Source organism: Paenalcaligenes hominis (genome assembly GCF_041359055.1).
In the GTDB taxonomy this organism is placed as follows: Bacteria; Pseudomonadota; Gammaproteobacteria; order Burkholderiales; family Burkholderiaceae_B; genus Paenalcaligenes; species Paenalcaligenes hominis_A.
In genome coordinates, this window is sequence record NZ_JBGJKZ010000003.1 from 1 (window position 1) to 20631 (window position 20631).

At 45.9% G+C, this 20631-nt stretch carries 18 protein-coding genes; 9 read left to right on the forward strand and 9 right to left on the reverse strand.

Annotated elements, in window-relative coordinates; genetic code table 11:
* Positions 1 to 166: 166 nt before the first annotated feature.
* Positions 167 to 403 (reverse strand): hypothetical protein, encoded by a 237-nt coding sequence (locus ACBP46_RS07185; protein ID WP_371016066.1) that lies wholly within the window; start codon positions 401 to 403, stop codon positions 167 to 169.
* Between the two features lie 671 nt (positions 404 to 1074).
* On the opposite strand from ACBP46_RS07185, the gene ACBP46_RS07190 reads away from it, so the two are divergent.
* A complete protein-coding gene (locus ACBP46_RS07190; protein WP_371016067.1) occupies positions 1075 to 1437 on the forward strand; it encodes a DUF4870 family protein in 363 nt (120 codons plus the stop codon).
* A gap of 64 nt (positions 1438 to 1501) precedes the next feature.
* Here the strand turns inward: ACBP46_RS07190 and purU are convergent, their stop codons facing one another.
* The 3 genes from purU to ACBP46_RS07205 all read right to left on the reverse strand — a co-directional run bounded on the left by purU (position 1502) and on the right by ACBP46_RS07205 (position 3746).
* A complete protein-coding gene (gene purU / locus ACBP46_RS07195; protein WP_371016068.1) occupies positions 1502 to 2350 on the reverse strand; it encodes a formyltetrahydrofolate deformylase in 849 nt (282 codons plus the stop codon).
* A 149-nt stretch (positions 2351 to 2499) separates the two neighbouring features.
* On the reverse strand, positions 2500 to 3129 hold the full coding sequence (gene pdxH, locus ACBP46_RS07200) for a pyridoxamine 5'-phosphate oxidase (protein ID WP_371016069.1): 630 nt from the start codon (positions 3127 to 3129) through the stop codon (positions 2500 to 2502).
* Between the two features lie 2 nt (positions 3130 to 3131).
* A complete protein-coding gene (locus tag ACBP46_RS07205; RefSeq protein ID WP_371016070.1) occupies positions 3132 to 3746 on the reverse strand; it encodes a gamma-glutamylcyclotransferase in 615 nt (204 codons plus the stop codon).
* 147 nt (positions 3747 to 3893) lie between these two features.
* Here ACBP46_RS07205 and ACBP46_RS07210 point away from each other — a divergent pair, with 147 nt between their 5' ends.
* The gene (locus ACBP46_RS07210) at positions 3894 to 4697 is read left to right on the forward strand and encodes a tRNA threonylcarbamoyladenosine dehydratase (protein ID WP_371016071.1); all 804 of its coding nucleotides are present in this window, start codon (positions 3894 to 3896) and stop codon (positions 4695 to 4697) included.
* Here ACBP46_RS07210 and ACBP46_RS07215 read toward each other — a convergent pair.
* From ACBP46_RS07215 to uvrA, 3 genes are read right to left on the reverse strand one after another with little or no spacing between them, the layout of a single operon-like run.
* Positions 4687 to 5346, reverse strand: coding sequence for an aminotransferase class IV (locus ACBP46_RS07215; protein ID WP_371016072.1), 660 nt, complete (start codon positions 5344 to 5346; stop codon positions 4687 to 4689). The genes ACBP46_RS07210 and ACBP46_RS07215 overlap by 11 nt on opposite strands.
* Before the next feature lie 4 nt (positions 5347 to 5350).
* Positions 5351 to 6463, reverse strand: coding sequence for an aminodeoxychorismate synthase component I (gene pabB / locus ACBP46_RS07220; protein WP_371016073.1), 1113 nt, complete (start codon positions 6461 to 6463; stop codon positions 5351 to 5353).
* A 3-nt stretch (positions 6464 to 6466) separates the two neighbouring features.
* Entirely contained in the window at positions 6467 to 12043 is a 5577-nt protein-coding gene (gene uvrA, locus ACBP46_RS07225; protein ID WP_371016074.1) for an excinuclease ABC subunit UvrA, read from the reverse strand.
* Positions 12044 to 12177: 134 nt separating this feature from the next.
* Between uvrA and ACBP46_RS07230 the strand changes: the two genes are divergently transcribed.
* Together ACBP46_RS07230 and ACBP46_RS07235 are read left to right on the forward strand one after the other, a co-directional pair.
* Positions 12178 to 12306 carry a hypothetical protein gene (locus tag ACBP46_RS07230; protein WP_257793892.1) on the forward strand — a complete coding sequence of 43 codons (129 nt, stop codon included), beginning with the start codon at positions 12178 to 12180 and terminating at the stop codon, positions 12304 to 12306.
* Positions 12307 to 12500: 194 nt separating this feature from the next.
* Entirely contained in the window at positions 12501 to 13454 is a 954-nt protein-coding gene (locus ACBP46_RS07235; protein ID WP_371016075.1) for a glycosyltransferase family 2 protein, read from the forward strand.
* Here the strand turns inward: ACBP46_RS07235 and ACBP46_RS07240 are convergent.
* Positions 13434 to 13928: a hypothetical protein gene (locus ACBP46_RS07240; protein ID WP_371016076.1), complete on the reverse strand. Its 495-nt coding sequence runs from the start codon at positions 13926 to 13928 to the stop codon at positions 13434 to 13436. The genes ACBP46_RS07235 and ACBP46_RS07240 overlap by 21 nt on opposite strands.
* 83 nt (positions 13929 to 14011) lie before the next feature.
* Between ACBP46_RS07240 and ettA the strand changes: the two genes are divergently transcribed.
* Complete coding sequence (gene ettA, locus ACBP46_RS07245; RefSeq protein ID WP_371016077.1) at positions 14012 to 15688, forward strand: energy-dependent translational throttle protein EttA; 1677 nt, start codon at positions 14012 to 14014, stop codon at positions 15686 to 15688.
* A 145-nt stretch (positions 15689 to 15833) separates the two neighbouring features.
* Positions 15834 to 16061 (forward strand): glycine zipper 2TM domain-containing protein, encoded by a 228-nt coding sequence (locus ACBP46_RS07250; protein ID WP_371016078.1) that lies wholly within the window; start codon positions 15834 to 15836, stop codon positions 16059 to 16061.
* A gap of 52 nt (positions 16062 to 16113) precedes the next feature.
* On the opposite strand, the gene ACBP46_RS07255 is transcribed toward ACBP46_RS07250, so the two are convergent.
* Positions 16114 to 17016: a LysR family transcriptional regulator gene (locus ACBP46_RS07255; protein WP_371016079.1), complete on the reverse strand. Its 903-nt coding sequence runs from the start codon at positions 17014 to 17016 to the stop codon at positions 16114 to 16116.
* Between the two features lie 95 nt (positions 17017 to 17111).
* Between ACBP46_RS07255 and mdlC the strand changes: the two genes are divergently transcribed.
* From mdlC to ACBP46_RS07270, 3 genes are read left to right on the forward strand one after another with little or no spacing between them, the layout of a single operon-like run.
* Complete coding sequence (gene mdlC, locus ACBP46_RS07260; RefSeq protein WP_371016080.1) at positions 17112 to 18716, forward strand: benzoylformate decarboxylase; 1605 nt, start codon at positions 17112 to 17114, stop codon at positions 18714 to 18716.
* Positions 18717 to 18748: 32 nt separating this feature from the next.
* A complete protein-coding gene (locus tag ACBP46_RS07265) occupies positions 18749 to 19309 on the forward strand; it encodes a TRAP transporter small permease (RefSeq protein ID WP_371016081.1) in 561 nt (186 codons plus the stop codon).
* Positions 19309 to 20622 (forward strand): TRAP transporter large permease, encoded by a 1314-nt coding sequence (locus ACBP46_RS07270; protein WP_371016082.1) that lies wholly within the window; start codon positions 19309 to 19311, stop codon positions 20620 to 20622. Before ACBP46_RS07265 ends, ACBP46_RS07270 begins: the two co-directional genes overlap by 1 nt.
* The last annotated feature ends 9 nt before the right edge of the window (positions 20623 to 20631 follow it).

Below are 20631 nucleotides of genomic sequence, written 5' to 3' on the forward strand. Positions count from 1 at the left end.
GAACAGGACAGTGAAACGCCTTTGCGCCGATGATAGTGGGCTGTGCGCCTGTGAAAGTAGGTCATCGTCAAGCTCTTATACTAAAAACCCCTGTTGGTGATCCAACAGGGGTTTTTTTTCGTCTTTTTTCCGTCTTTTCCGTCTTTTTTCTGCTTTGTGCTACGCGCTAACTGTACTGGGCTCGGGCGCAGCGTGCCGCAGCTAAGTCCCAAGCGGCACAGCCAATGGTTTTATACAGTAGGGGCGTGTGGTGCTTGCGGTGTGACTCATCTTGATGCAGGGCTTGCACAGCGGCCCAGTTGACGCGGGCTTGAATTAAATCCCCGGCCTCTTGGCGGGCGGCGTCATTATTATCAACAAAAATCTGGCTGCCTTGGACCGTACTGGGGTGAATTTCTGCCATGTCAGGGGTATACGCACCGACAGCAATGACGGGGCGGTTTCGGTAGGCTCACGCCATCACTTCCGGCAAAGTAGCTGAGCTACTAGAGCGCGCCACCCCATAGCTTCTTGTGCACACGTAGATAGTTTTTTGCGAACCATCCGGCTTGATACGCTTTTTAAGCTATTTAGCCGTGCCGACACGGCGTTCTTGAACGGGCGGTGGCTTCATCCGTGTTACTGTTTAACACCTGCCGTACTTGCTCCTGTTGTAGTCATGAGTCTAAAAAATCGGTAGATGCAAGCCCGCTTCAAGTGCGTGAACTGCGATTGCGAGGAAAATGCTGATCTTATTGGTGCGATCAATGTATTAAGGGCGGGACACACCCAGTTCACCAGTAAAGTGAGCGGTGCAGTAATGCCGCCAGCAACAGGAATCTCCCTAAAAAACGACTCAGAGGTGGCTCAATACCGCACTTGAGAGCTGTAGAAACTCTCACTCGTTAGGGTGGGGATGTCAATCAATTGTGGACTTTCAGTCACGCCTCAAAGCCTCTGCGGTCAGAATAGGTTCAAATTCGTATAATGAATTTATCTTTGCTGCAGAGCCACGGGTTTTTCTTTCCGTTTGGCGCAAACAAGGTAAAATAAGGATTGAAGGCGATCTGATTGAATTAGAACTTGGAGGAATACATGTCCCAACCTATGATGCCTGAACCTCAGTCGGGTTTATCACCACGCCAATTAACTCATGTGCTGTATGGCCTATTTATTCTTGCTTTAATAGCAAGTCCTATCCTTGGGGCAGCTGCACTGGCTGCTATCGTGGTGGCGTACTACAAACGTAGTGACGTGGCTGGCACCATTTACGCTAATCACTTTGATTGGATGATTAAAACCTTCTGGTGGGGTGTGCTTTGGGTGGGGCTTAGTGCGTTATTAACCGTGGTCTTTATTGGTTGGATTACAGGTATTGCCGCTTTTGTATGGTTAATTTATCGTTTTGCTAAAGGCTGGCTTGCTCTGTTTGAAAATCATGCGCCTACTTTAGAGTGATCTAAATCATAAAGTATTAAAAAGGCAGCCTAAAATTGGCTGCCTTTTGTGTTTGGTATAGCGTTTATTTAAACACCACCGTGCGCTCACCATTAAGAAAAATGCGATGTTCTACATGGGCTTTAACTGCACGCGCCAGTACTAGTGATTCCACGTCGCTACCGACCTGGGTTAACTCGTTGGGGCTCATGTCATGGGTTACACGCTCGATGTCTTGCTCGATAATGGGACCTTCGTCTAGGTCTTCGGTAACATAATGAGCAGTTGCCCCAATAATTTTCACGCCACGCGCATGAGCCTGATGATAGGGACGAGCCCCTTTAAAGCTAGGCAAGAAGCTATGGTGAATATTAATAGCACGACCTGAAAGTGCTTTACACATTTCAGGCGATAAGATTTGCATATAGCGTGCTAAGACCACTAAATCGACTTCAAGCTCATCCACAAATTGCAAAATCTGCTGCTCTTGCTGGGGCTTGGTTGCCGCAGTTACAGGCAGATGATGGAATGGAATATCATATGTAGCAGCTAGTGCTGCGTGATCAGTGTGATTAGATAGCACGCCTACAATATCAATAGGCAACTGGCCGCTATGGGTACGGAACAATAAATCGTTTAAGCAATGGCCTTGTCGACTAACTAAGAGCAAAACACGCGCTTTTTGCTTGGTGTCATAGATGTGGGCATCCATCTGGTAGCGGTCCGCAATATAGCTGAACTCTGCTCGTAGTTGCTCAGCGCTGCTAGGTTTTGGAATGCGGAAATGAATGCGCAAGAAAAAACGTTGAGTTTGTTCGTCTCCGAACTGCTCGGCTTCAATGATGTTTCCTTGTTTTTCTAAAAGCCAGCCTGTGACGCTATGTACAATGCCTGTGGTGTCTGGACAGGAAATAGTTAGAATGTAATCGCTCATTTTGACTCAGTACAAAAAGCGCTAAACCTCACTGACTAGAATGCCGTGAGGTTTAGCCTTTTAAATAAAGTTCAATTTTAGCCTATAGTCAGAGAGGGATACCAGCTAAAGCCCTTAAATAGCTGGGTAAATATTTATTCTGTGGTGATTTAAGGAGCCAGCCGTTGTATTTGCCACTGTTCATCGTCGAGTGTGTAGACAAAGCGGTCATGAAGACGGCATGTACGGCCTTGCCAGAACTCAATTAGGGTAGGAACCAGATAATAACCGCCCCAGTTATCAGGGCAGGGTGGGTTCTCGCCGTATTTGGCTGCTATTTCATCACAGCGCTGCTCGAGAGCAACGCGAGTAATGGGTTGGCTTTGGGGTGAGGCCAAGGCACTGATTTTTGAAGCCAATGGGCGGCTGGTAAAATAATCGGCTGAGACTTTGGCTGAGGCTTTGTGCACCGTACCCTCAAGACGAATTTGGCGTTGCAGAGTGGGCCAGAAAAAAAGTAAGCATGCTTGTGGGTTGTGAGCTAAATCATGCCCTTTTTTTGAGTCGTAGTTGGTGTAAAACAGAACACCTTTGGAGTCAAAGCCTTTCAGCAACACAATACGAGAGCTAGGTTGGCCTGATGGCGCGACGGTAGATAGACTCATAGCCGTTGGCTCGGGAGCTTGTAAGCGAATGGCTTCGTCTACCCATTGTGTAAATAGCTCTTTGGGGTCTGTGGTCAGAAGATGTTCTGGCAGATCAAACTTATCGTATTCGTTGCGAAAATCAGCAAGGCTCATAACTATAAATACTGTACAAGATGTTCAAGTTTAGGGTCTGCTATATTTGCCTGCTTTAGCGCCTGAGCAGTTTGTAATACGTAATCAATACATGCCCCATTTAAACCGTGGGCACGGTGAATGACTTGACGTAGTTGCTCTAAAGGCATGCTGGGCACATAAGCATCGGTTTGTGGGTTAATGATGAAAGTCAGTGCAGAAACGGTTTGGCCCTGCGCTGTATAACAATCAACCCATTTAGGATTGTACGCCCCACTGGGCATTTCGCGTTGCCATAATGCAGGAAAAGTGGCTTTTACCTGATCTGCCGCAAGACGATAGACCACGCCTTCACATTCTCCGCCCTGATCTAATGCGAAAACAATGCCAGGCAAATCGGGTGTGCCACGATTAATCCTAGACCACAAACATAATGAGCGATGATAACCCGCTAAACGAGCAGCACGTTGTTCTATAAATTCGAACTCGGGACGCCAAATAAGAGAACCGTAGGCAAACACCCAAACGTCGCTACATTGATCCCAGTGCAATAAACTGTTTTGTAACGAGAGCTGTAACTCGTCTGAAGTGAGTGTGCGGAATTGAGAAGAGACCGGAGCAGTAACGTAAGCATTCATGATCGTTATGAAATACAGGGTAAAATATAAACATAGCCTATTGCACAGAGAGATTGGCTATGTGCTTATTATTCTAAGCAAGAACTTCCTAGATATCTAATGCAATTGTTCAGGAAGAGTTGATTTTTACAAAACATAAGGGTTGTTATGGCACCGCAGCAACTAAATGCAGAGCGTCGTTTTGGTGGGTTAAATCGATTATACGGGGAAGGTAGTTTAGATCGCCTTCAGGCGGCACACATTATGATTGCTGGTATCGGGGGGGTAGGCAGTTGGTGTGTAGAGGCCTTGGCTCGTAGTGGAGTAGGTCAGTTAACATTAATCGACTTAGACCATGTGAGTGAGTCTAATATCAATAGACAGCTACCTGCATTAAGCTCTACCGTAGGCCAAGCCAAAATTGAAGCAATGCAAGCGCGCATTGTTGATATTAATCCAAGCTGTACCGTAAACGTAGTTGATGACTTTATTGGTATAGATAATGCCAGTCAATTGTTAGCAATGAACCCTGATGTGTTAATTGATTGTACAGATCAGGCTGAGGCTAAGATAGCCATGATTCTCGAGGCAAAACGCGCAAAAATTAAGTCGTTTATTTGTGGGGCAGCAGGGGGCAAGACGAATGCACTTGCTTTAAAACGTGGTGATTTATCACTTAGTACACACGATGCATTATTAGCCAAAATTCGTAATAAGCTTCGTAAAGAGCATGGTTTTGCTAAAGTACAGCCAAAACAAAACCAGCGCTCTGCTCGCATCCCTAAAATGGGCGTGGAAGTCTTTTGGGTAGAGCAAAATGCGGTATTGCCCAGTGCATGGCAGGCTGATTCTTTGGCTCAGGCACCTCAGGGGCTGTCTTGTGCAGGATACGGCTCAAGCGTCACAGTGACTGCCCCTATGGGGTTTGCGGCAGCACAGGCAGCCATAGACTACGTGTTAGCTAAATCTTAATGTCTAGCGCATCCACATGGGCATCAAGCCAGCCTCGTAATGCGTTGGAAACACGAATACGATCGGCCTGCATTAAATCGGTGCGGTACATGGTTTTTTCCTGAACTAGCCCCTGCGCAATTAATTTATTGCGATACACACCTGGTAGCAAAGCGTGTGTAAGAGGTGGAGTGAACCACTTGCCTTGTTGAAAAATATACAGCGTGCTGCGTCCCCCTTCAGTCAGCGCTCCATGTTGGTCGGTGTAAATAATATCAAAATAAGTGGGGTGTTTTTGTAGCCACCTTTCTCCATGCGCCCATTGGGCACGGACCGTCGTTTTATGGCGTAAATATAAAGGGTCGCAGTGGATAGGCTGAGCAGCTAAAGCCACACGTACTGGTCGTGGGGTGGTAGCTAAGGCAGAGCACTCCACGGTTACTTTGCCTGTTTTGTTTATGCTTAGTCTGATACGTTGAGGCTGGCAATAACATTGGTGCAGATAGGGTTTTAAACTATGCAAGATGGCATCTTGATCAAATTTAAACCCTAATTGGCAAGCAGAGCGGGCTAAGCGTTGTAAATGATAGGCCAACAAAAGAACTTGTCCGGTCCGCTCCAAACGCATGGTTTCAAAAAGAGCAAAAGATGAAGAAGCAGTATTCAGCATAGATTTACTCATCGAAACGAATGGGTGTACCCAAGACTCGCGCTTTCCAAAGGCATTCTTCCCATTCGTTATCGGGGTCCGAATCGATAACAATGGCCCCGCCTACACCAAACTGTGCGCTGTGATCATCATGGTACTCAATAGTCCTAATCGCTACATTAAGCTGTAGATCTCCGTTAGGAGCCAACCAACCTACGCTGCCACAGTAAATACCGCGGTCTCGTTGCTCTAGGTCATAAATGCAACGCATGGACGCAATTTTAGGCGTGCCGGTAATTGAACCACAGGGAAAGAGAGCTTGTAAAAGTTGCGCCACAGAGTGATTCTCACTTTGAGCCTGAATGGTTGACGTCATGGTCCAGACCGAGGGGTAGGCTTCTACGTCTAAAAGCCGTGTCACCTCTACCGTTCCGGTTTGTGCGATTTTTCCTAAATCATTACGCAATAAATCCACGATCATGATGTTTTCAGCCACGTCTTTTGCACTGTGCCGTAATTGGTGGGCGGCTTGCTGATCCAAAACGGGGTCCACATGACGAGCCGTAGTCCCTTTCATCGGTTTAACGCGTAAGGTTGAGCCAGTGCGCTCTACAAACAGTTCAGGAGAGAAAGATAAAATATGCCTAGACTCATCCTTAATATATGCCGCATAAGGAACGGGATGATTAAAAGCTAGCTGTTGGTAAAGCGCTTGCGGTGCAGCGGAGCTTTCAATAGCTATAGGAAGGCTGTAATTTATTTGATAGAAGTTACCCTCTTTAATGCCTGCTTGAATTTGTCGTATATGCTTTAGATACTCACTTTTACGGCGTAGCGCATGAGCTTGCAACTGAACAGTATGGGTAGGGGCTGCCCAAAGTTGGGCTTGTTGAGCAGAGCTAAACAAGTACACGCTTAATAAGGGGCGTGAACTAGCTGTAGCCCAATCTAAGTCCAATAGATGGGCTCCTAATTCGTAATTGATAACCAGTGCAGCCCAAAGGCCTTGTTGCTGAGCCTGCTCAAGTTGTTCCCAAAGGGAAGGCAGGTCTGCAGCACAATAAGCATACAGCTTTTGTACTAGACCTGTGAGCTCTAGAGCACGTTGATTTAAGCGGTTTTCAAAACGGCAATACATAAATTAGGGACGAGATAAAAAGTCGATTAAGGCCTGGCCTGTGTGAGAAGAGGGAGTATTTTGCACGGTATCAACGGTCCCTTCAACCACCAGTTTTCCACCGTCTACGCCACCTTCTGGCCCCATATCAATAATCCAGTCCGCTTCGGCTATTAAATCTAGGTTATGTTCAATCACCACCACGGTTTGCTGGGCATCTGTGAGGCGATGTAATACACGCAATAGCTTTTCCACGTCAGCGATCGCTAACCCTACTGTAGGTTCATCCAACACATACAAGGTATGGGGTTGTTTATAAGCACGACCTGTTTTAGTTAAGCCCTCATCTAAGCGAACTTTGCTGAGCTCGGTGACAAGTTTAATACGTTGAGCCTCGCCACCAGACAGAGTGGGCGAGGGTTGGCCTAGAGTAAGATACCCCAAGCCCACGTCTTGGAGTAGTTGTAGAGGTCGCAGTATGCGAGGGTGGGAGGCAAAATAGTCGACCGCCTCATCCACTTCCATGCGCAACACTTCACCAATGTTTTTACCTTGCCATGAGACGGAAAGAGTGTCGTTATTAAAGCGCAAGCCATGACAGCTTTCACATGGAATCTGTATGTCTGGCAAGAAACTCATCTCAAAGGTGACTAAGCCTTGGCCCCCGCATTCAGCACAACGCCCATCGCCGGTATTAAATGAAAAACGCGTGGGGGTCCAGCCTCGCATTTTAGCATCTCGGGTCTGAGCGAAAAGCTTTCTGATGTCATCCCAGAACCCCACATAAGTGGCAGGGCAAGAGCGGGGCGTTTTTCCTATAGGGGTTTGATCCACTTCTAAGACACGGTCCACATGCTCCCAACCGGTTATCGCTTGACAATGTTGCCAGTGATGCTGTTCAGGGGCAGCTAAATGGTCTTTAAGATTAGCAAGTAAAATATCGCGTGCCAGTGTGGATTTACCGGAGCCCGATACGCCAGTAACAACAGTCAAACGATTCAAAGGTATGCGAGCGTTAACATTTTTTATGTTGTGTAGATGGGCCTGTTCTATAGTTAAAAAATTTGTATCAGTTTCAATAGGTCTATAGCCCATCATGGGGTGGACTATAGGCTGACGTAAATAATGCCCCGTTAAGGAATGGGGATTAGCCATAATAGCGGCTAGATCGCCTTGGGCCACCACTTCGCCACCTCGTATGCCAGCGCCTGGGCCCATATCGATAATATGTTGCGCTTGACGTATGGTGTCTTCATCGTGCTCAACCACAACCAAGGTGTTGCCATTGCTCTCAAGGCGTTGTAAAGCCTGCAATAAAATACGGTTGTCGCGGGGGTGCAAACCTATGGTGGGTTCATCAAGTACATAACACACCCCTTGTAAGTTAGAACCTAGTTGGGCAGCCAAACGAATACGTTGTGCTTCGCCGCCAGATAAGGTGGGGGCGGCGCGGTCTAAAGCTAAATAGCCAAGCCCAACTTCTTCCATAAAATTCAGACGGCTTTGAATTTCGCTAAAAATATCCCGAGCTATTTGTTGTTCACGCTCAGATAGGTCGAGCTCGGCAAAAAAATGCTTGGCTTCGAGGATAGGCAGAGCAGAAAGTTGGGCTATACCTTGATTTTTCCACCGGAAAGCTAAAGCCACGGGGTTAAGGCGTTGCCCTGCACAGCTCGGGCATATGATGGGCTCGGCAGTAACCTCATCCTGATCATGGAGCCACTTAGCTTCTTCACCGCTTTGCTCGGCATCGAAGTTTGGCACGATACGTCCAGTACCAAAGCAACTCGTACACCAGCCATGTTTAGAGTTGTAAGAAAATAAACGCGGATCGGGTTCGGGGTAACTGGTATTACATGAAGGACAAGCGCGTAGCGTTGAAACTGTTTGATGATGAGAGCCAGACACTAGCACCATACGCTGCTGCCCATGCTCTAAAGCGCTGTGTATTGCTTGACGTAGCTCATCCTCGGAACCGGCACTAATAGTGAGCTCTGCAATAGGCAATTCAATAGTATGTTCTTTATAGCGATCTAAGCGGGGCCAATTATCAGTAGCTACGAGCTCTCCGTCAACACGTAGTGCGGCATAGCCCTTGCTGTGAGCCCATTTAGCTAAGTCAGTGTAATACCCTTTACGCGCCACAATGAGTGGAGCATAGAGGGCAATGTTTTGTCCGCTGTGATTACGTAACAGTTGTGCCATAATTTGCTCAGCTGTCTGGGGCTCTACGGGCACATTGCAGCATGGGCACATTTGCGTTCCTAGCTTCACATACAGCAAACGTAAAAAATGATGGATTTCTGTCATGGTAGCAACGGTGGATTTATACCCCCCGCGGCTAGTGCGCTGTTCAATGGCCACAGTAGGTGGAATACCATAGACAGCATCTACATCAGGTTGACCAGCTGGTTGCACTATAGAGCGCGCATAGGCATTAAGCGATTCTAAATAGCGGCGTTGCCCCTCATTAAATAATATATCAAACGCGAGGGTAGATTTGCCTGACCCAGAAACCCCTGTAATTACAGTGAAGGTATCACGCGGAATACTGACCTGAATGTTTTTGAGGTTGTGTTCGCGGGCATTCAAAATGTGAATGTTGGAGTCCGTGTTTGTGTCCGTTATATACTCGCCCGAGGTTTCTGCTAAGGTAGGAATGAGGTTTTTTCCTATGATTTGTTGTTCATACTCAGTTAAGGCTTGCCCCGTTAATGATTGCGGTGTGGCTTGAATCTGTTGAGGGCTGCCTGTAGCTACGAGATGACCACCTGCTTCTCCGCCAAAGGGGCCTAAATCAATAATCCAATCTGCAGCACGGATTACATCTAAATTATGTTCAATAACAATTAGCGAGTGCCCCGCCTGTAAAAGCTTACGAAAAGCGCGCATAAGTTTGGCAATATCATCAAAATGCAAACCTGTGGTGGGCTCGTCAAATAGAAAGAGTTTGCCTTTTTTGGCGACACGCGCACTGGCTAAGCGACTTTTAGAGGCTTCAGCAAGATATCCAGCTAATTTCAAACGTTGTGCCTCACCTCCCGATAGGGTGGGAACGGGTTGGCCTAAACTCAGGTAATCAAGCCCTACATCGGCAAGCGGAGCCAGAGCCCGCTGTACTTCGTTAAGCCCGGTAAAAAAGAGTAGGGCCTCGTTAACCGTCATTGCTAGAACTTCATCAATTGAGGCGGTGCGTCCTAAATGCTCAAGACGGACCTCGAGTATCTCAGGGCGAAAACGCTTGCCTTCGCAATCAGGACAACGTAAATACACATCAGATAGGAATTGCATTTCTATGTGTTCGAAGCCCGTACCTCCACAAGTAGGGCAGCGACCATCGCCGCTATTAAAACTAAAGGTACCTGGCTTGTAACCACGCTCTACCGCTAAGGGGGCGCGTGCAAAAAGTTTGCGTATAGCATCAAAAGCACCGACATAGCTGGCAGGATTAGAACGTGCAGTACGACCTATAGGAGATTGGTCTACCAGAATCACCTCTGCAATACGTTCTGCGCCCAGCAATGCCTCGAACCTTCCAGGCGCTTCGGTGGCCTCACCAAAATGTTTAAGTAAAGCGGGGTACAGCACATCTTGAATTAAGGTGGACTTGCCAGAGCCTGATACCCCAGTTACACATACCAAGCGCTCTAGCGGGAACGCCACATCAATATGCTTTAAGTTATGGGCTTGTACCCCTTCTAGTAATAGACGTGGGGTGTTCTCAAGTACAGGTTGGGGGTGAGGAGCTTCGATGGTTTTACGACTGCTCAAGTAGTCCCCAGTGAGCGTAGGGGCTGCACGCAGTTCACTAGGGGGGCCATCAAACAAAATAGTGCCCCCGCGTTCGCCAGGGCCAGGTCCTATATCTAAAATTCGGTCTGCGGCCACCATGACTTGGGGGTCGTGCTCGACCACGACTAAGGTGTTACCACGTTGACGCAGACGTTGCATGATGCGCACAATACGTTGCATATCGTGGGGGTGCAAACCAATAGATGGCTCATCAAGCACAAAAAGTGTGTTGACTAGAGAGGTGCCTAAAGCGGTAGTTAAATTAATGCGTTGAACTTCACCGCCTGATAAAGTGCGGCTCTGACGATCTAGAGATAAATAGCCTAGGCCCACTTCACATAAAAAGCGTAAACGCGTGGTGATTTCATCGCGTAATAACTGTGTTGCGGCGTTTAAATCACCATGGAATTGTAATTCCTGAAACCAAGACAGCACCGAACTGATCGGTAGGCGCATGAGATCATGAATGTGAAAACCAGGCAGCATTTTTAGCTGCTCGGTACTCCATGCGGTAGCAACAGGCATAAAGCGGGTGTAGGGCGCGGGGTCTTGGTCTGCTGTTTGCTGACCTAATCGCCATAACAAAGCATCGGGCTTTAAGCGCGAGCCAGCACAAGTAGGGCAGGTGTTGTAACTGCGATATTTAGACAACATAACGCGTACATGCATTTTATAGGCACGAGACTCTTGCCAGTCAAAATAACGTTGAACCCCATACCATTGCTGTTTCCAAGCCCGTGTCCCCCTTTTAAAGTCAGGCGCTCCGTAAATAACCCAGTCTTTTTCTTCTTGAGTTAGGGTATTCCAAGGGGCAGCTAGGCGTATTTGAGCCGCTTTGGCGTAACGCTCTAAGTCTTGTTGATGCACCCGGTTGGACTCGGTTTGCCAGGGTTTGATAGCACCCTCAAGCAAGCTTTTGTTTTCATCAGGAATAACCAAACCATAGTCAATGCCCATGACTCGACCAAAGCCTTTGCACGTCTCGCATGCCCCATACGGTGAGTTAAAGGAAAACGTACTAGGCTGTGGGCTGGCGTAATCAATATTACACTGAGCGCAATGTAAACCTGCACTAAACTCCCACTGTTCCTCGGTTTGATCGGCTGCAATAGCAAACACAGTGAGGTGTCCATTGCCATAATGCAAAGCAGTATCTAAGGCTTCCATAAGACGCTCAGGTTCAGCACGGCTGAGCCTAAAACGGTCTTGGATTACATAGAGTCGTTGAGTTGAGGTTTTGCCTTTTGGCTTGCTGCTAGGCGTGGGGTGGGTGCGCGTATAGCCTTGCTGCTCTAAGAACTGTTGCACTTCTTCGGTAGTGAAATTGGCCGGCACGTCCACCGCAAAGCTGATAATCAAACGCGGGTCGTTGTCGGCGCAGCGTTCGGCCAGTAAACCGGCTATACGTTGAGCATCTTCATGATGTACTTCCTGCCCACATTGCTTGCAATGTAAGTGGCTTAGGCGAGCATACAGCAGTTTGAAATAATCGTTTAACTCGGTCATTGTGCCGACAGAGCTGCGCGAGTTACGTACTGGGTTGACCTGGTCAATAGCAATGGCAGGAAGAATGCCTTCAATTTTATCAACTTGCGGCTTGTCCATGCGGTCGAGAAACTGACGCGCATAGGGTGAAAAGGTTTCTACATAGCGCCGTTGGCCTTCGGCATACAGGGTGTCAAAGGCTAGAGAGGATTTACCGGAGCCAGACACACCGGTCAATACCGTAATTTTGCCTGTGTCAAAATTGACATCCAGGTTTTTGAGGTTGTGTTGACGAGCACCAAAGATGCGAATTTGAGAGGTCATAGTACGAATCGAAGAAAAACGGGCAAGAAAAGTATTTTCTTTGTATATGAGGGCAGTATGGGCTAAAATCTATTGTATTCACAGCTAAGTCTACTTGTATAATCCTTAGCTTTGTTCATGTACCGGAGATTTTCATGGCTGAAATCAAACGCACACGTCGCAACACGCTAGAGCGTCGTTGCTTGGGTAAAGCATTCAAACGTTTGTATGTTCGCTCTCCCAAAAGCGTTTTCAAAATGCTAGAGAAAGTTAAGCGCGCTTAATTTTCCGTCTGATCACACGCTACATTCATTAATCTGTCGTAGATCTACTACGTTGAATAAATGTGTCTAGGTGTAAGTAAGGCAAAAAAAACCACAGATTCCTGATCTGTGGTTTTTTTTCGTCTACTATTTAATTAAGTGCGTGCTTTCACGTTTTACCTATTAAGCATGTTGAGCAAAGGAGATGTGCTGTTATGTCAATACACTCTGTTAGAGGCCCATCTGCTGTATGGCGGTATCAGTTTACCGTGTTAACACCTACGTTTAACCGTGCCCATACCTTGCATCGCGTGTATGAGTCGTTATGTGAGCAAACCTATCAGGATTTTGAATGGGTGGTAGTGGATGATGGCTCTACAGACGATACACAAGAGTTAGTCGCTATATGGCAACAAGAGGCAGTCTTTCCTATTCATTATATCTGGCAAAAAAATCAACATAAAAAAGTCGCCTTTAATCGTGGAGTACAAGCAGCACAGGGCGAGCTTATTGTGGCGCTAGATAGTGATGATCGTTTAGAGTCAAATGCGTTGTATGATATGGCTCGTACTTGGTGCGATATTCCTAAAACTGACCGTGCTTACTATGCGGCAGTGATTGGGCTGTGCAAAGCGCCTAACGGAAAAATCGTAGGCGATATGTTTCCCTACGATCAGCTTGATGCTAACCCTCTTGATATGCAGTTTAAATTTAATATCAAGGGCGAGAAATTTGGCTGTTTAAGCACTGAAGTATTACGACAATTTCCTTTTCCGGAAAATATCCCTGGTTTTGTACCCGAGAGCCTCGTGTGGCGTTGTATTGCTCGTGCAGGTTTTAAAACACGTTTTGTGAATCAAGTTTATCGTGTGTATTACGATAGTGGCGATTCTTTGTCCGTTCAAGGGCAAACTAATGTAGGACATCATGCGCTCGGGTTATGGTTGTTAGCTCATGATACGGTGGTATCTAGTGTGCCCTGGTTTCATTACCGTCCCCGAGAGTTTTTTAAAGCCGCTGCGCGTTATACCCGCTTTGGCTTGCATATGCGTAGTCAGGCCATACACAAACCACGGGGTTATGATTTAAAAGGCTTAATATCCCGAGCTCTGGTTTATAGTATGTCACCCATAGGGGCTCTGTTATATTTAAGAGACCGTTTTAGTTAGTGGCGCTGTTTGAGGGGCTGGCTGAATAAATGCCACGTCCTCGGGTGTGCTGTCATCGTCGTCAGCTAAAGGGTCGCTAGACAAATCAAAAGGTAGGATTTCTTGAAGGGTTTCCCCCCAGGCATTTTCCTCGCCCTCATGATTTATCTTGATGTATTTTACGGGGTCTAAATCGGTGCGTTGCACGGCCCACATAAAACGGCACGTATAGGTTTCATTTTCATTAACGTGTACCCCACCTTGGCTTCCCAAGAGCTGGGCATTTGCACCACCTATCTGAACTACTGGTATATCGCTATCATCTTCGTTAATATCTAAGGGGATAGCAAAAATAGCCCATTCAAAGCCTGTTTCGCTCGCATCAATGAGCTCAACTAAAACCGGTTTTCCCAGATAAGAGCTTAAAGCATCGGCAGTACGAGCTAATAGTTCAATGTCTTCGGTGCTAAATACAAGTGCGGCGGAATCTGTCATTTTGTTGGCCTATCTGTTTTCTATAATTAAGTCGCTTTTGCGATGCTATGTACTATAGCCTTATTCATCCTACTTAGGTTTCTATGGCCCAATACGTTTATACAATGAATCGGGTTGGCAAAATCGTGCCACCCAAGCGTCAAATTCTACGCGATATTTCTTTATCTTTCTTCCCTGGTGCCAAAATTGGTGTACTAGGTTTAAACGGTTCAGGTAAATCGACCTTACTCCGTATTATGGCTGGCGTCGATAAAGAAATTGAAGGTGAAGCCATCCCGATGCCGGGTATTCATATTGGCTATTTGTCTCAAGAGCCAGAGCTTGACCCCACTCATACTGTGCGCGAAGCGGTTGAGGCAGGTTTAGGCGAGGTGTTTGCAGCGCGCCAACGTTTAGATGAGGTGTATACTGAATACGCCGAACCTGATGCCGATTTCGATGCGTTGGCTGCAGAGCAAGCTGAGCTAGAAGCCATTATTGCTGCAGCTGCGACTAGCGGCAGCGATGACACCAATACACAAATGGAAATAGCAGCAGATGCGTTACGTCTGCCCCCATGGGATGCTGTAATTGGTAATTTATCTGGTGGTGAAAAGCGTCGTGTTGCTTTGTGTCAGCTTTTGCTTTCTAAGCCGGATATGTTGTTACTTGACGAACCCACTAACCACTTAGATGCTGAAAGTGTGCATTGGTTAGAGCAATTCCTAAGCAAATTTCCTGGTACTGTAGTTGCAGTAACCCATGATCGTTATTTTTTAGATAACGCAGCAGAGTGGATCTTAGAACTAGACCGTGGGCATGGAATCCCTTGGAAAGGGAATTACAGTTCTTGGTTAGAACAAAAAGAAAATCGACTCAAACAAGAAGAAGCCAATGAGTCAGCTCGTCAGCGTACGATCCGCAAAGAGTTAGAGTGGGTTCGCCAAAACCCTAAAGGGCGTCAAGCCAAATCTAAAGCCCGCTTAAATCGTTTCGAAGAGCTAGCCTCGCACGAATACCAACGACGTAATGAGACTCAGGAAATTTTTATTCCTGTTGCCGAGCGTCTAGGAAATGAGGTTATTGAGTTCAAAAACGTTTCTAAAGGTTACGGCGATCGCTTGTTAATTGATGATCTTAGTTTCACTATTCCTCCGGGTGCCATCGTCGGTATTATTGGCCCTAACGGTGCAGGTAAATCGACGTTGTTCCGTATGCTCGCTGGCGAAGAACAACCAGATAGCGGAGAAATTAAACTCGGCCAAACCGTACAATTGGCCTATGTTGACCAGTCTCGCTCTTCATTGCCAGATGAAAAAACGGTGTTTGAGGCCATCTCTGAAGGCGGCTCTGATATTTTACAAGTAGGACGGTTTGAGATCCCAGCCCGTGCTTATATTGGGCGTTTTAATTTCCGTGGTGCTGATCAAAATAAACTCGTGGGCAATTTGTCAGGGGGAGAGCGTGGACGCTTGCATTTAGCCAAAACTCTGGCTGCGGGCGGCAACGTGCTGTTGCTAGACGAACCCTCTAACGACTTAGACGTAGAAACATTACGAGCCCTAGAGGACGCACTGCTTGAGTATGCTGGCTCAGTATTAGTAATTAGTCATGACCGTTGGTTCTTAGACCGCATTGCCACGCATATTTTGGCTTTCGAAGGCGATTCTCATGTGGAATTCTTTAGTGGTAACTATCAAGAATACGAGGAAGACAAACGCCGTCGTCTAGGCGAGGAAGCCTCTCAACCCAAACGCATCCGCTACAAAGCGTTGAAATAATAACCATATTAACAGTAACAGCCCTGGTGCCAGGGCTGTTACACTTTTTGCGCTTATTCACAGAATAGAGCCGTTTTTGACTTGAGTTTGAGAGGTAGGGGTTTTATTGTAGAGGGAACTAGATTTATTACCCAAGGAGTTAAAAATGACACGTCAATCCATTATGAAGCTTACTGCCGCTACAGCACTCATTACTTTAATGGCAGGATGTTCGACTTGGGATAGCATGAGCTCACGCCAAAAAGGTGGTGTTGCTGGTGCCGGTGCCGGTGGGGTTGTAGGTGCAGCTGTAACCGGTGGTAGCGTATTGGGTACAGTTGGTGGTGCCGCGATTGGTGGTGTTATTGGCGACCAAGTAGGTAAACACCGTTAATGTTTTGCCATTGAATATTTAAAAGCCAGATGGGGTGTGTCTGGCTTTTTTATTATTTTAAAGGTAAATTTAAAAGTATATTACGAAACCAACTATGCATGGCTTTATGTTCATGGCGCTTACTCCAATGTAAAGCCACATTAAAATAGCGTAACGGCAAACCAACATCAATAACAGTGCAGTTGCGCTCTGAGCTAAATCCTTTGGCTATATCATACGGCATGATGGCAACTAGATCGGACGGGCCTACTATATCAGGCAATGCCAAAAAATTGCTAACTCTTAAACGTACACGATGTTCAAGTTGCAAGCTTTGCAGTATATGTAAAGTCACGGCATGTGAATGCACAGCCACGAACTCAAGCTCTTGCAATCGAGTCTTTATATGCTGTTGATTGCCCATCATAGATAAAAATGGATGCTGATTACGCATTAACAAACCATAATAATCCATTAAAAAAGTTTGTTTTACGCATCCCTCTAAGGTAGGAATGTACCCTAAAGCAAAATGCAATTCACCAGCATCAAGGGCTGGCACAATACTATGTAGAGGCCAAGCTTTTGATTCAACTCGCATATTGGGTGCTAACTGCTCAAGCTGCTGCATAATTACAGGCAAAAAACGAGCTTCCCCTATGTCGGTTAAATGAAGATGGACAGTGTCTGTTGCGCGAGACGGATCAAAGTTTTCTCCTTGGCGTAATGCGTAGTCTAAAGTTTCTAATCCTAAGCCAATCTGCTGAGCCATTTGACGAGCACGTTCTGTAGGACGAACTCCGTTCCCAGAGCGTTCGAACAGAGGGTCTTTTAAAATTAAACGTAATCGTGTTAAGGCTTGACTCGTTGAGGGCTGCGATAAACCTAGCTCTTCTGCAGCTTGCGACACATTTCTACGACGATAAATAGCGTCAAAAACACGAAGTAAGTTTAAATCAATGGTCCTGATATTAGCCATACCAATAATATAAATAAGGTTTATTTAATAGCCCTATATTAGATCGCTTCCTATACTAAAACAAACAAAATCGTGGATTAGGATTGGGATCTAGTATGAATAAAATAGCAAATAAGCAAATACCCACTGTACGCGACGCGATGTATCGTTTTTTGCGTGATAAAGGGGTTAAAACAATTTTTGGTAATCCGGGCTCGACTGAATTAGCCATGTTTCGGGATTTCCCCAATGATTTTCAGTACGTACTAGGGTTACAGGAGTCTGTTGTTGTTGGTATGGCTGATGGTTACGCACAAGCTAGCCGTAACGCTGCCTTAGTTAATTTGCATTCGGCTGTAGGGATAGGACATGCAATGGGGAATATTTTTACGGCCTACCGTAACCAAACCCCTCTAATTATTACAGTAGGACAGCAAGCCCGTTCTATCTTACCTTACGATCCTTTTTTAGGCGCTTCGCATCCAGAGCAAATGCCGCAGCCTTATGTGAAATGGGCTATTGAACCAGCACGTGGTGAAGATGTGCCCCATGCAATTGCTCGGGCTTATCACATTGCAATGCAAGCTCCACGTGGCCCCGTCATGGTATCTGTTCCGGCAGATGACTGGGATAAACCTTCGGAATGGATAGAGAATCGTGAGGTTAGCTATGATCGTGCTGTAGCGAAAAAAGATATTGAAGCTATAGCTCAACAGCTAGATCAGGCGCAGCGCCCTTATTTCGTTGTGGGAGCAGGAGTCGATCGAGACTTAGCCGTTGATTTGGTAATTGAGTTAGCTGAGCGTCATCATGCCAAAGTATTTGTTGCTCCCATGAGTGCACGCTGCAGTTTTCCTGAAACACACCCACTGTTCGGGGGATTCCTTCCTGCTATGCGTGAGCGAATTGTAGAAAAGCTAACGGGAGCAGATCTGATTTTGGTGCTTGGGGCACCAGCCTTTACCTATCATGTACATGGTGAAGGTCCTCATTTGCCTCCTCAGGCAGAACTCATTCAGGTTGTAGACAATCCGGATGTAGCAGCATGGACGCCCACAGGAAAAGCAGTGGTGGCAAGCCTACATTTGGCGTTAAAAGCATTGCTTGAGATTTCCATGCCTATTGCAAGACCTGCACCAACACCTAAGCCTGTGGTGCAAAGGGCAATTGCGTCACTACCCATGTCAGAGCATTATGCTCTGCAGTGTTTATCAGAAGCCCGTCCCTTGGATTCTATTGTAGTAGAAGAAGCCCCTGGTTCACGGTCTGCCATACATGACTATTTACCTATGCAAGGACAAGAGAGCTTTTATACCATGGCGAGTGGAGGGTTGGGTTATAGCATGCCAGCTTCTGTTGGGATCGCTTTGGCTCGTCAAAAGGCAGGGAAAACAGGACGTGTCATTGCTTTAATAGGTGACGGATCTAGTATGTATTCCATTCAGGCTTTATGGACTGCACAACATTTAAATCTACCTATTAGCTTTGTTATCTTAAATAATCAGCGCTATGCTGCCTTACAAGATTTTGCTCCTGTATATGGATTTAAGCCAGGGGAGCATCCGGTTGGAACAGACCTACCACAGTTAGATTTTGTGCTTTTAGCAGAAGGCCAAGGTGTTAAGGCGCAACGTGTAGAAGAGCCTACTTTATTACCAGAGGCATTAAAAGAAACCTTAACAGAAACTGGACCGTGCTTATTAGAAATAATAATTAATTAACACATATTTAGTGATCTAAAAAGGAGACAGTGATGAGCGAGGTTTTGGTTGAGTATACGGCTGATGCACGCATAGATAATTCAAGGTTAGGGCGCAGTTTATTACGAGTGAGTCAGCTATTAGCCATCATTGGAGGAGTGATTTTTCTACTATTAATTTTGATTACTGTAATCTCTATCATCGGACGCAAGCTTTTTGCTTTACCTGTGCCTGGTGATATCGAAATAATGCAAATGGCTGCAGCCTCAGGTTGTGCTTGTTTTTTTGCTTATTGCCATATTACTTTTAATGACTTAAAGGTTGAGTTGCTAACAGTAATGTTAGGTAACCGCAGTAAAGCAGTACTAAATACGATGGCATCACTAGGTGTTGCAGTATTTGGTTTTTTCTTAACATGGCGCACATATGCTGCAGCAATAGCCACTCTGGAGTCAGGGGAAAGTTCAGCTATTTTGGCATGGCCCGTTGCATGGTTCCAATTTGCCATGATACCAGGGTTTTTTGTATTAACTTTGGTAGGAGTATACACCGCCTATTTGCATAGTCGTGCTGCGTGGCAGCCATTTTCTGCTCTTTCTCAAAAGGAAAAATAATGATAACGGGTTTAATTATTTTTGCTTTTGTACTGCTTTTAATCGCATTACGTTTCCCTGTAGGAATAGCCATGTTTGCTGCTGGCTCTTTAGGGTACATGTATTTAATGGATTGGAATATAGCTTTGTGGTTGAACTTGTTAAAGTCAATTCCTTATGCACGGCTATCAAATTATGATTTAGTTGTTATTCCTATGTTTTTATTGATGGGACAGTTTGCGATACACGGTGGTCTTAGCCAAAGTTTGTTTAATAGCGTAAGTGCTTTTATTGGTCATCGTCGGGGAGGATTAGCTTTAGCGTCTATAGGAGCTTGTGCTGGATTTGGTGCTATTTGTGGTTCCTCTGTGGCTACTGCTGCCACAATGAGTCAGGTAGCTCTTCCCGAGCTAAAACGCCATAATTATTCAGACTCATTAGCTACGGGCGCTTTGGCTGCGGGAGGTACATTAGGAATTTTAATTCCTCCTTCTGTTCCTCTTATTATCTACGGCATCTTGACACAAGAATCTATAGGCAAGTTATTTATAGCTAGCGTTCTGCCTGGGGTGATTGCCATAAGTGGTTATTTGCTTGTTATTTTATTTATGGTGTATAGAGACCCTAGTGCTGGTCCAGCAGGTGTTAGACAATCTTGGGCAGTACGCTGGGTACGTTTGCTAGAAATTAGCCCGGTAATTTTTGTTTTCTTAGTTATCATTTTTGGAATATATGGTGGATGGGCAACACCAACTGAGGCTGCTGCGATAGGAGCAGCAGCATGTGGCTTTCTTGCTTGGGCAAAAGGTCGCCTAACTTGGCAGGGCTTAATTCAATGCTTGCTCGGCACGGCACAAAGCTCGGCTATGGTTTTGTTGATACTGCTAGGCGCTGATTTTTTAAATAGTGCTTTAGCTTTGTCACGAATGCCAGTTGAATTAGCAGACTGGGTGCTGACTTTAGAGATGAGCCCCCTTTTAGTTTTAGCAGCCATATTAATAATTTATATCATTTTGGGCTGTGTGATGGATTCACTAGCAATGATTCTGCTAACTATTCCTATTTTTTATCCTATTGTGATGGGGATTGACTTATTTGGGTTATCAATTCCAGAGAAGTCTATTTGGTTTGGGGTGTTGTCATTGATGGTAATCGAAATAGGTTTGATCACGCCGCCAGTTGGTATGAACGTTTTTATTGTTAATAAGATGGCGAAAGAGGTGTCATTAATAGAGTCATATAAAGGAGTTATGCCCTTTTTATTATCAGATTTACTACGAATTATTTTATTGGCCTCTGTGCCAGCCATAACGCTTTATCTATTAAACCTATAGGGGGAGACA

What these genes read in the sequence shown, in the direction of transcription:
- ACBP46_RS07185 (WP_371016066.1), bottom strand. Translation starts at nt 403, where the DNA reads ATGGCAGAAATTCACCCCAGTACGGTCCAAGGCAGCCAGATTTTTGTT.
- ACBP46_RS07190 (WP_371016067.1), top strand. Translation starts at nt 1,075, where the DNA reads ATGTCCCAACCTATGATGCCTGAACCTCAGTCGGGTTTATCACCACGC.
- purU (WP_371016068.1), bottom strand. Translation starts at nt 2,350, where the DNA reads ATGAGCGATTACATTCTAACTATTTCCTGTCCAGACACCACAGGCATT.
- pdxH (WP_371016069.1), bottom strand. Translation starts at nt 3,129, where the DNA reads ATGAGCCTTGCTGATTTTCGCAACGAATACGATAAGTTTGATCTGCCA.
- ACBP46_RS07205 (WP_371016070.1), bottom strand. Translation starts at nt 3,746, where the DNA reads ATGAATGCTTACGTTACTGCTCCGGTCTCTTCTCAATTCCGCACACTC.
- ACBP46_RS07210 (WP_371016071.1), top strand. Translation starts at nt 3,894, where the DNA reads ATGGCACCGCAGCAACTAAATGCAGAGCGTCGTTTTGGTGGGTTAAAT.
- ACBP46_RS07215 (WP_371016072.1), bottom strand. Translation starts at nt 5,346, where the DNA reads ATGCTGAATACTGCTTCTTCATCTTTTGCTCTTTTTGAAACCATGCGT.
- pabB (WP_371016073.1), bottom strand. Translation starts at nt 6,463, where the DNA reads ATGTATTGCCGTTTTGAAAACCGCTTAAATCAACGTGCTCTAGAGCTC.
- uvrA (WP_371016074.1), bottom strand. Translation starts at nt 12,043, where the DNA reads ATGACCTCTCAAATTCGCATCTTTGGTGCTCGTCAACACAACCTCAAA.
- ACBP46_RS07230 (WP_257793892.1), top strand. Translation starts at nt 12,178, where the DNA reads ATGGCTGAAATCAAACGCACACGTCGCAACACGCTAGAGCGTCGTTGC.
- ACBP46_RS07235 (WP_371016075.1), top strand. Translation starts at nt 12,501, where the DNA reads ATGTCAATACACTCTGTTAGAGGCCCATCTGCTGTATGGCGGTATCAG.
- ACBP46_RS07240 (WP_371016076.1), bottom strand. Translation starts at nt 13,928, where the DNA reads ATGACAGATTCCGCCGCACTTGTATTTAGCACCGAAGACATTGAACTA.
- ettA (WP_371016077.1), top strand. Translation starts at nt 14,012, where the DNA reads ATGGCCCAATACGTTTATACAATGAATCGGGTTGGCAAAATCGTGCCA.
- ACBP46_RS07250 (WP_371016078.1), top strand. Translation starts at nt 15,834, where the DNA reads ATGACACGTCAATCCATTATGAAGCTTACTGCCGCTACAGCACTCATT.
- ACBP46_RS07255 (WP_371016079.1), bottom strand. Translation starts at nt 17,016, where the DNA reads ATGGCTAATATCAGGACCATTGATTTAAACTTACTTCGTGTTTTTGAC.
- mdlC (WP_371016080.1), top strand. Translation starts at nt 17,112, where the DNA reads ATGAATAAAATAGCAAATAAGCAAATACCCACTGTACGCGACGCGATG.
- ACBP46_RS07265 (WP_371016081.1), top strand. Translation starts at nt 18,749, where the DNA reads ATGAGCGAGGTTTTGGTTGAGTATACGGCTGATGCACGCATAGATAAT.
- ACBP46_RS07270 (WP_371016082.1), top strand. Translation starts at nt 19,309, where the DNA reads ATGATAACGGGTTTAATTATTTTTGCTTTTGTACTGCTTTTAATCGCA.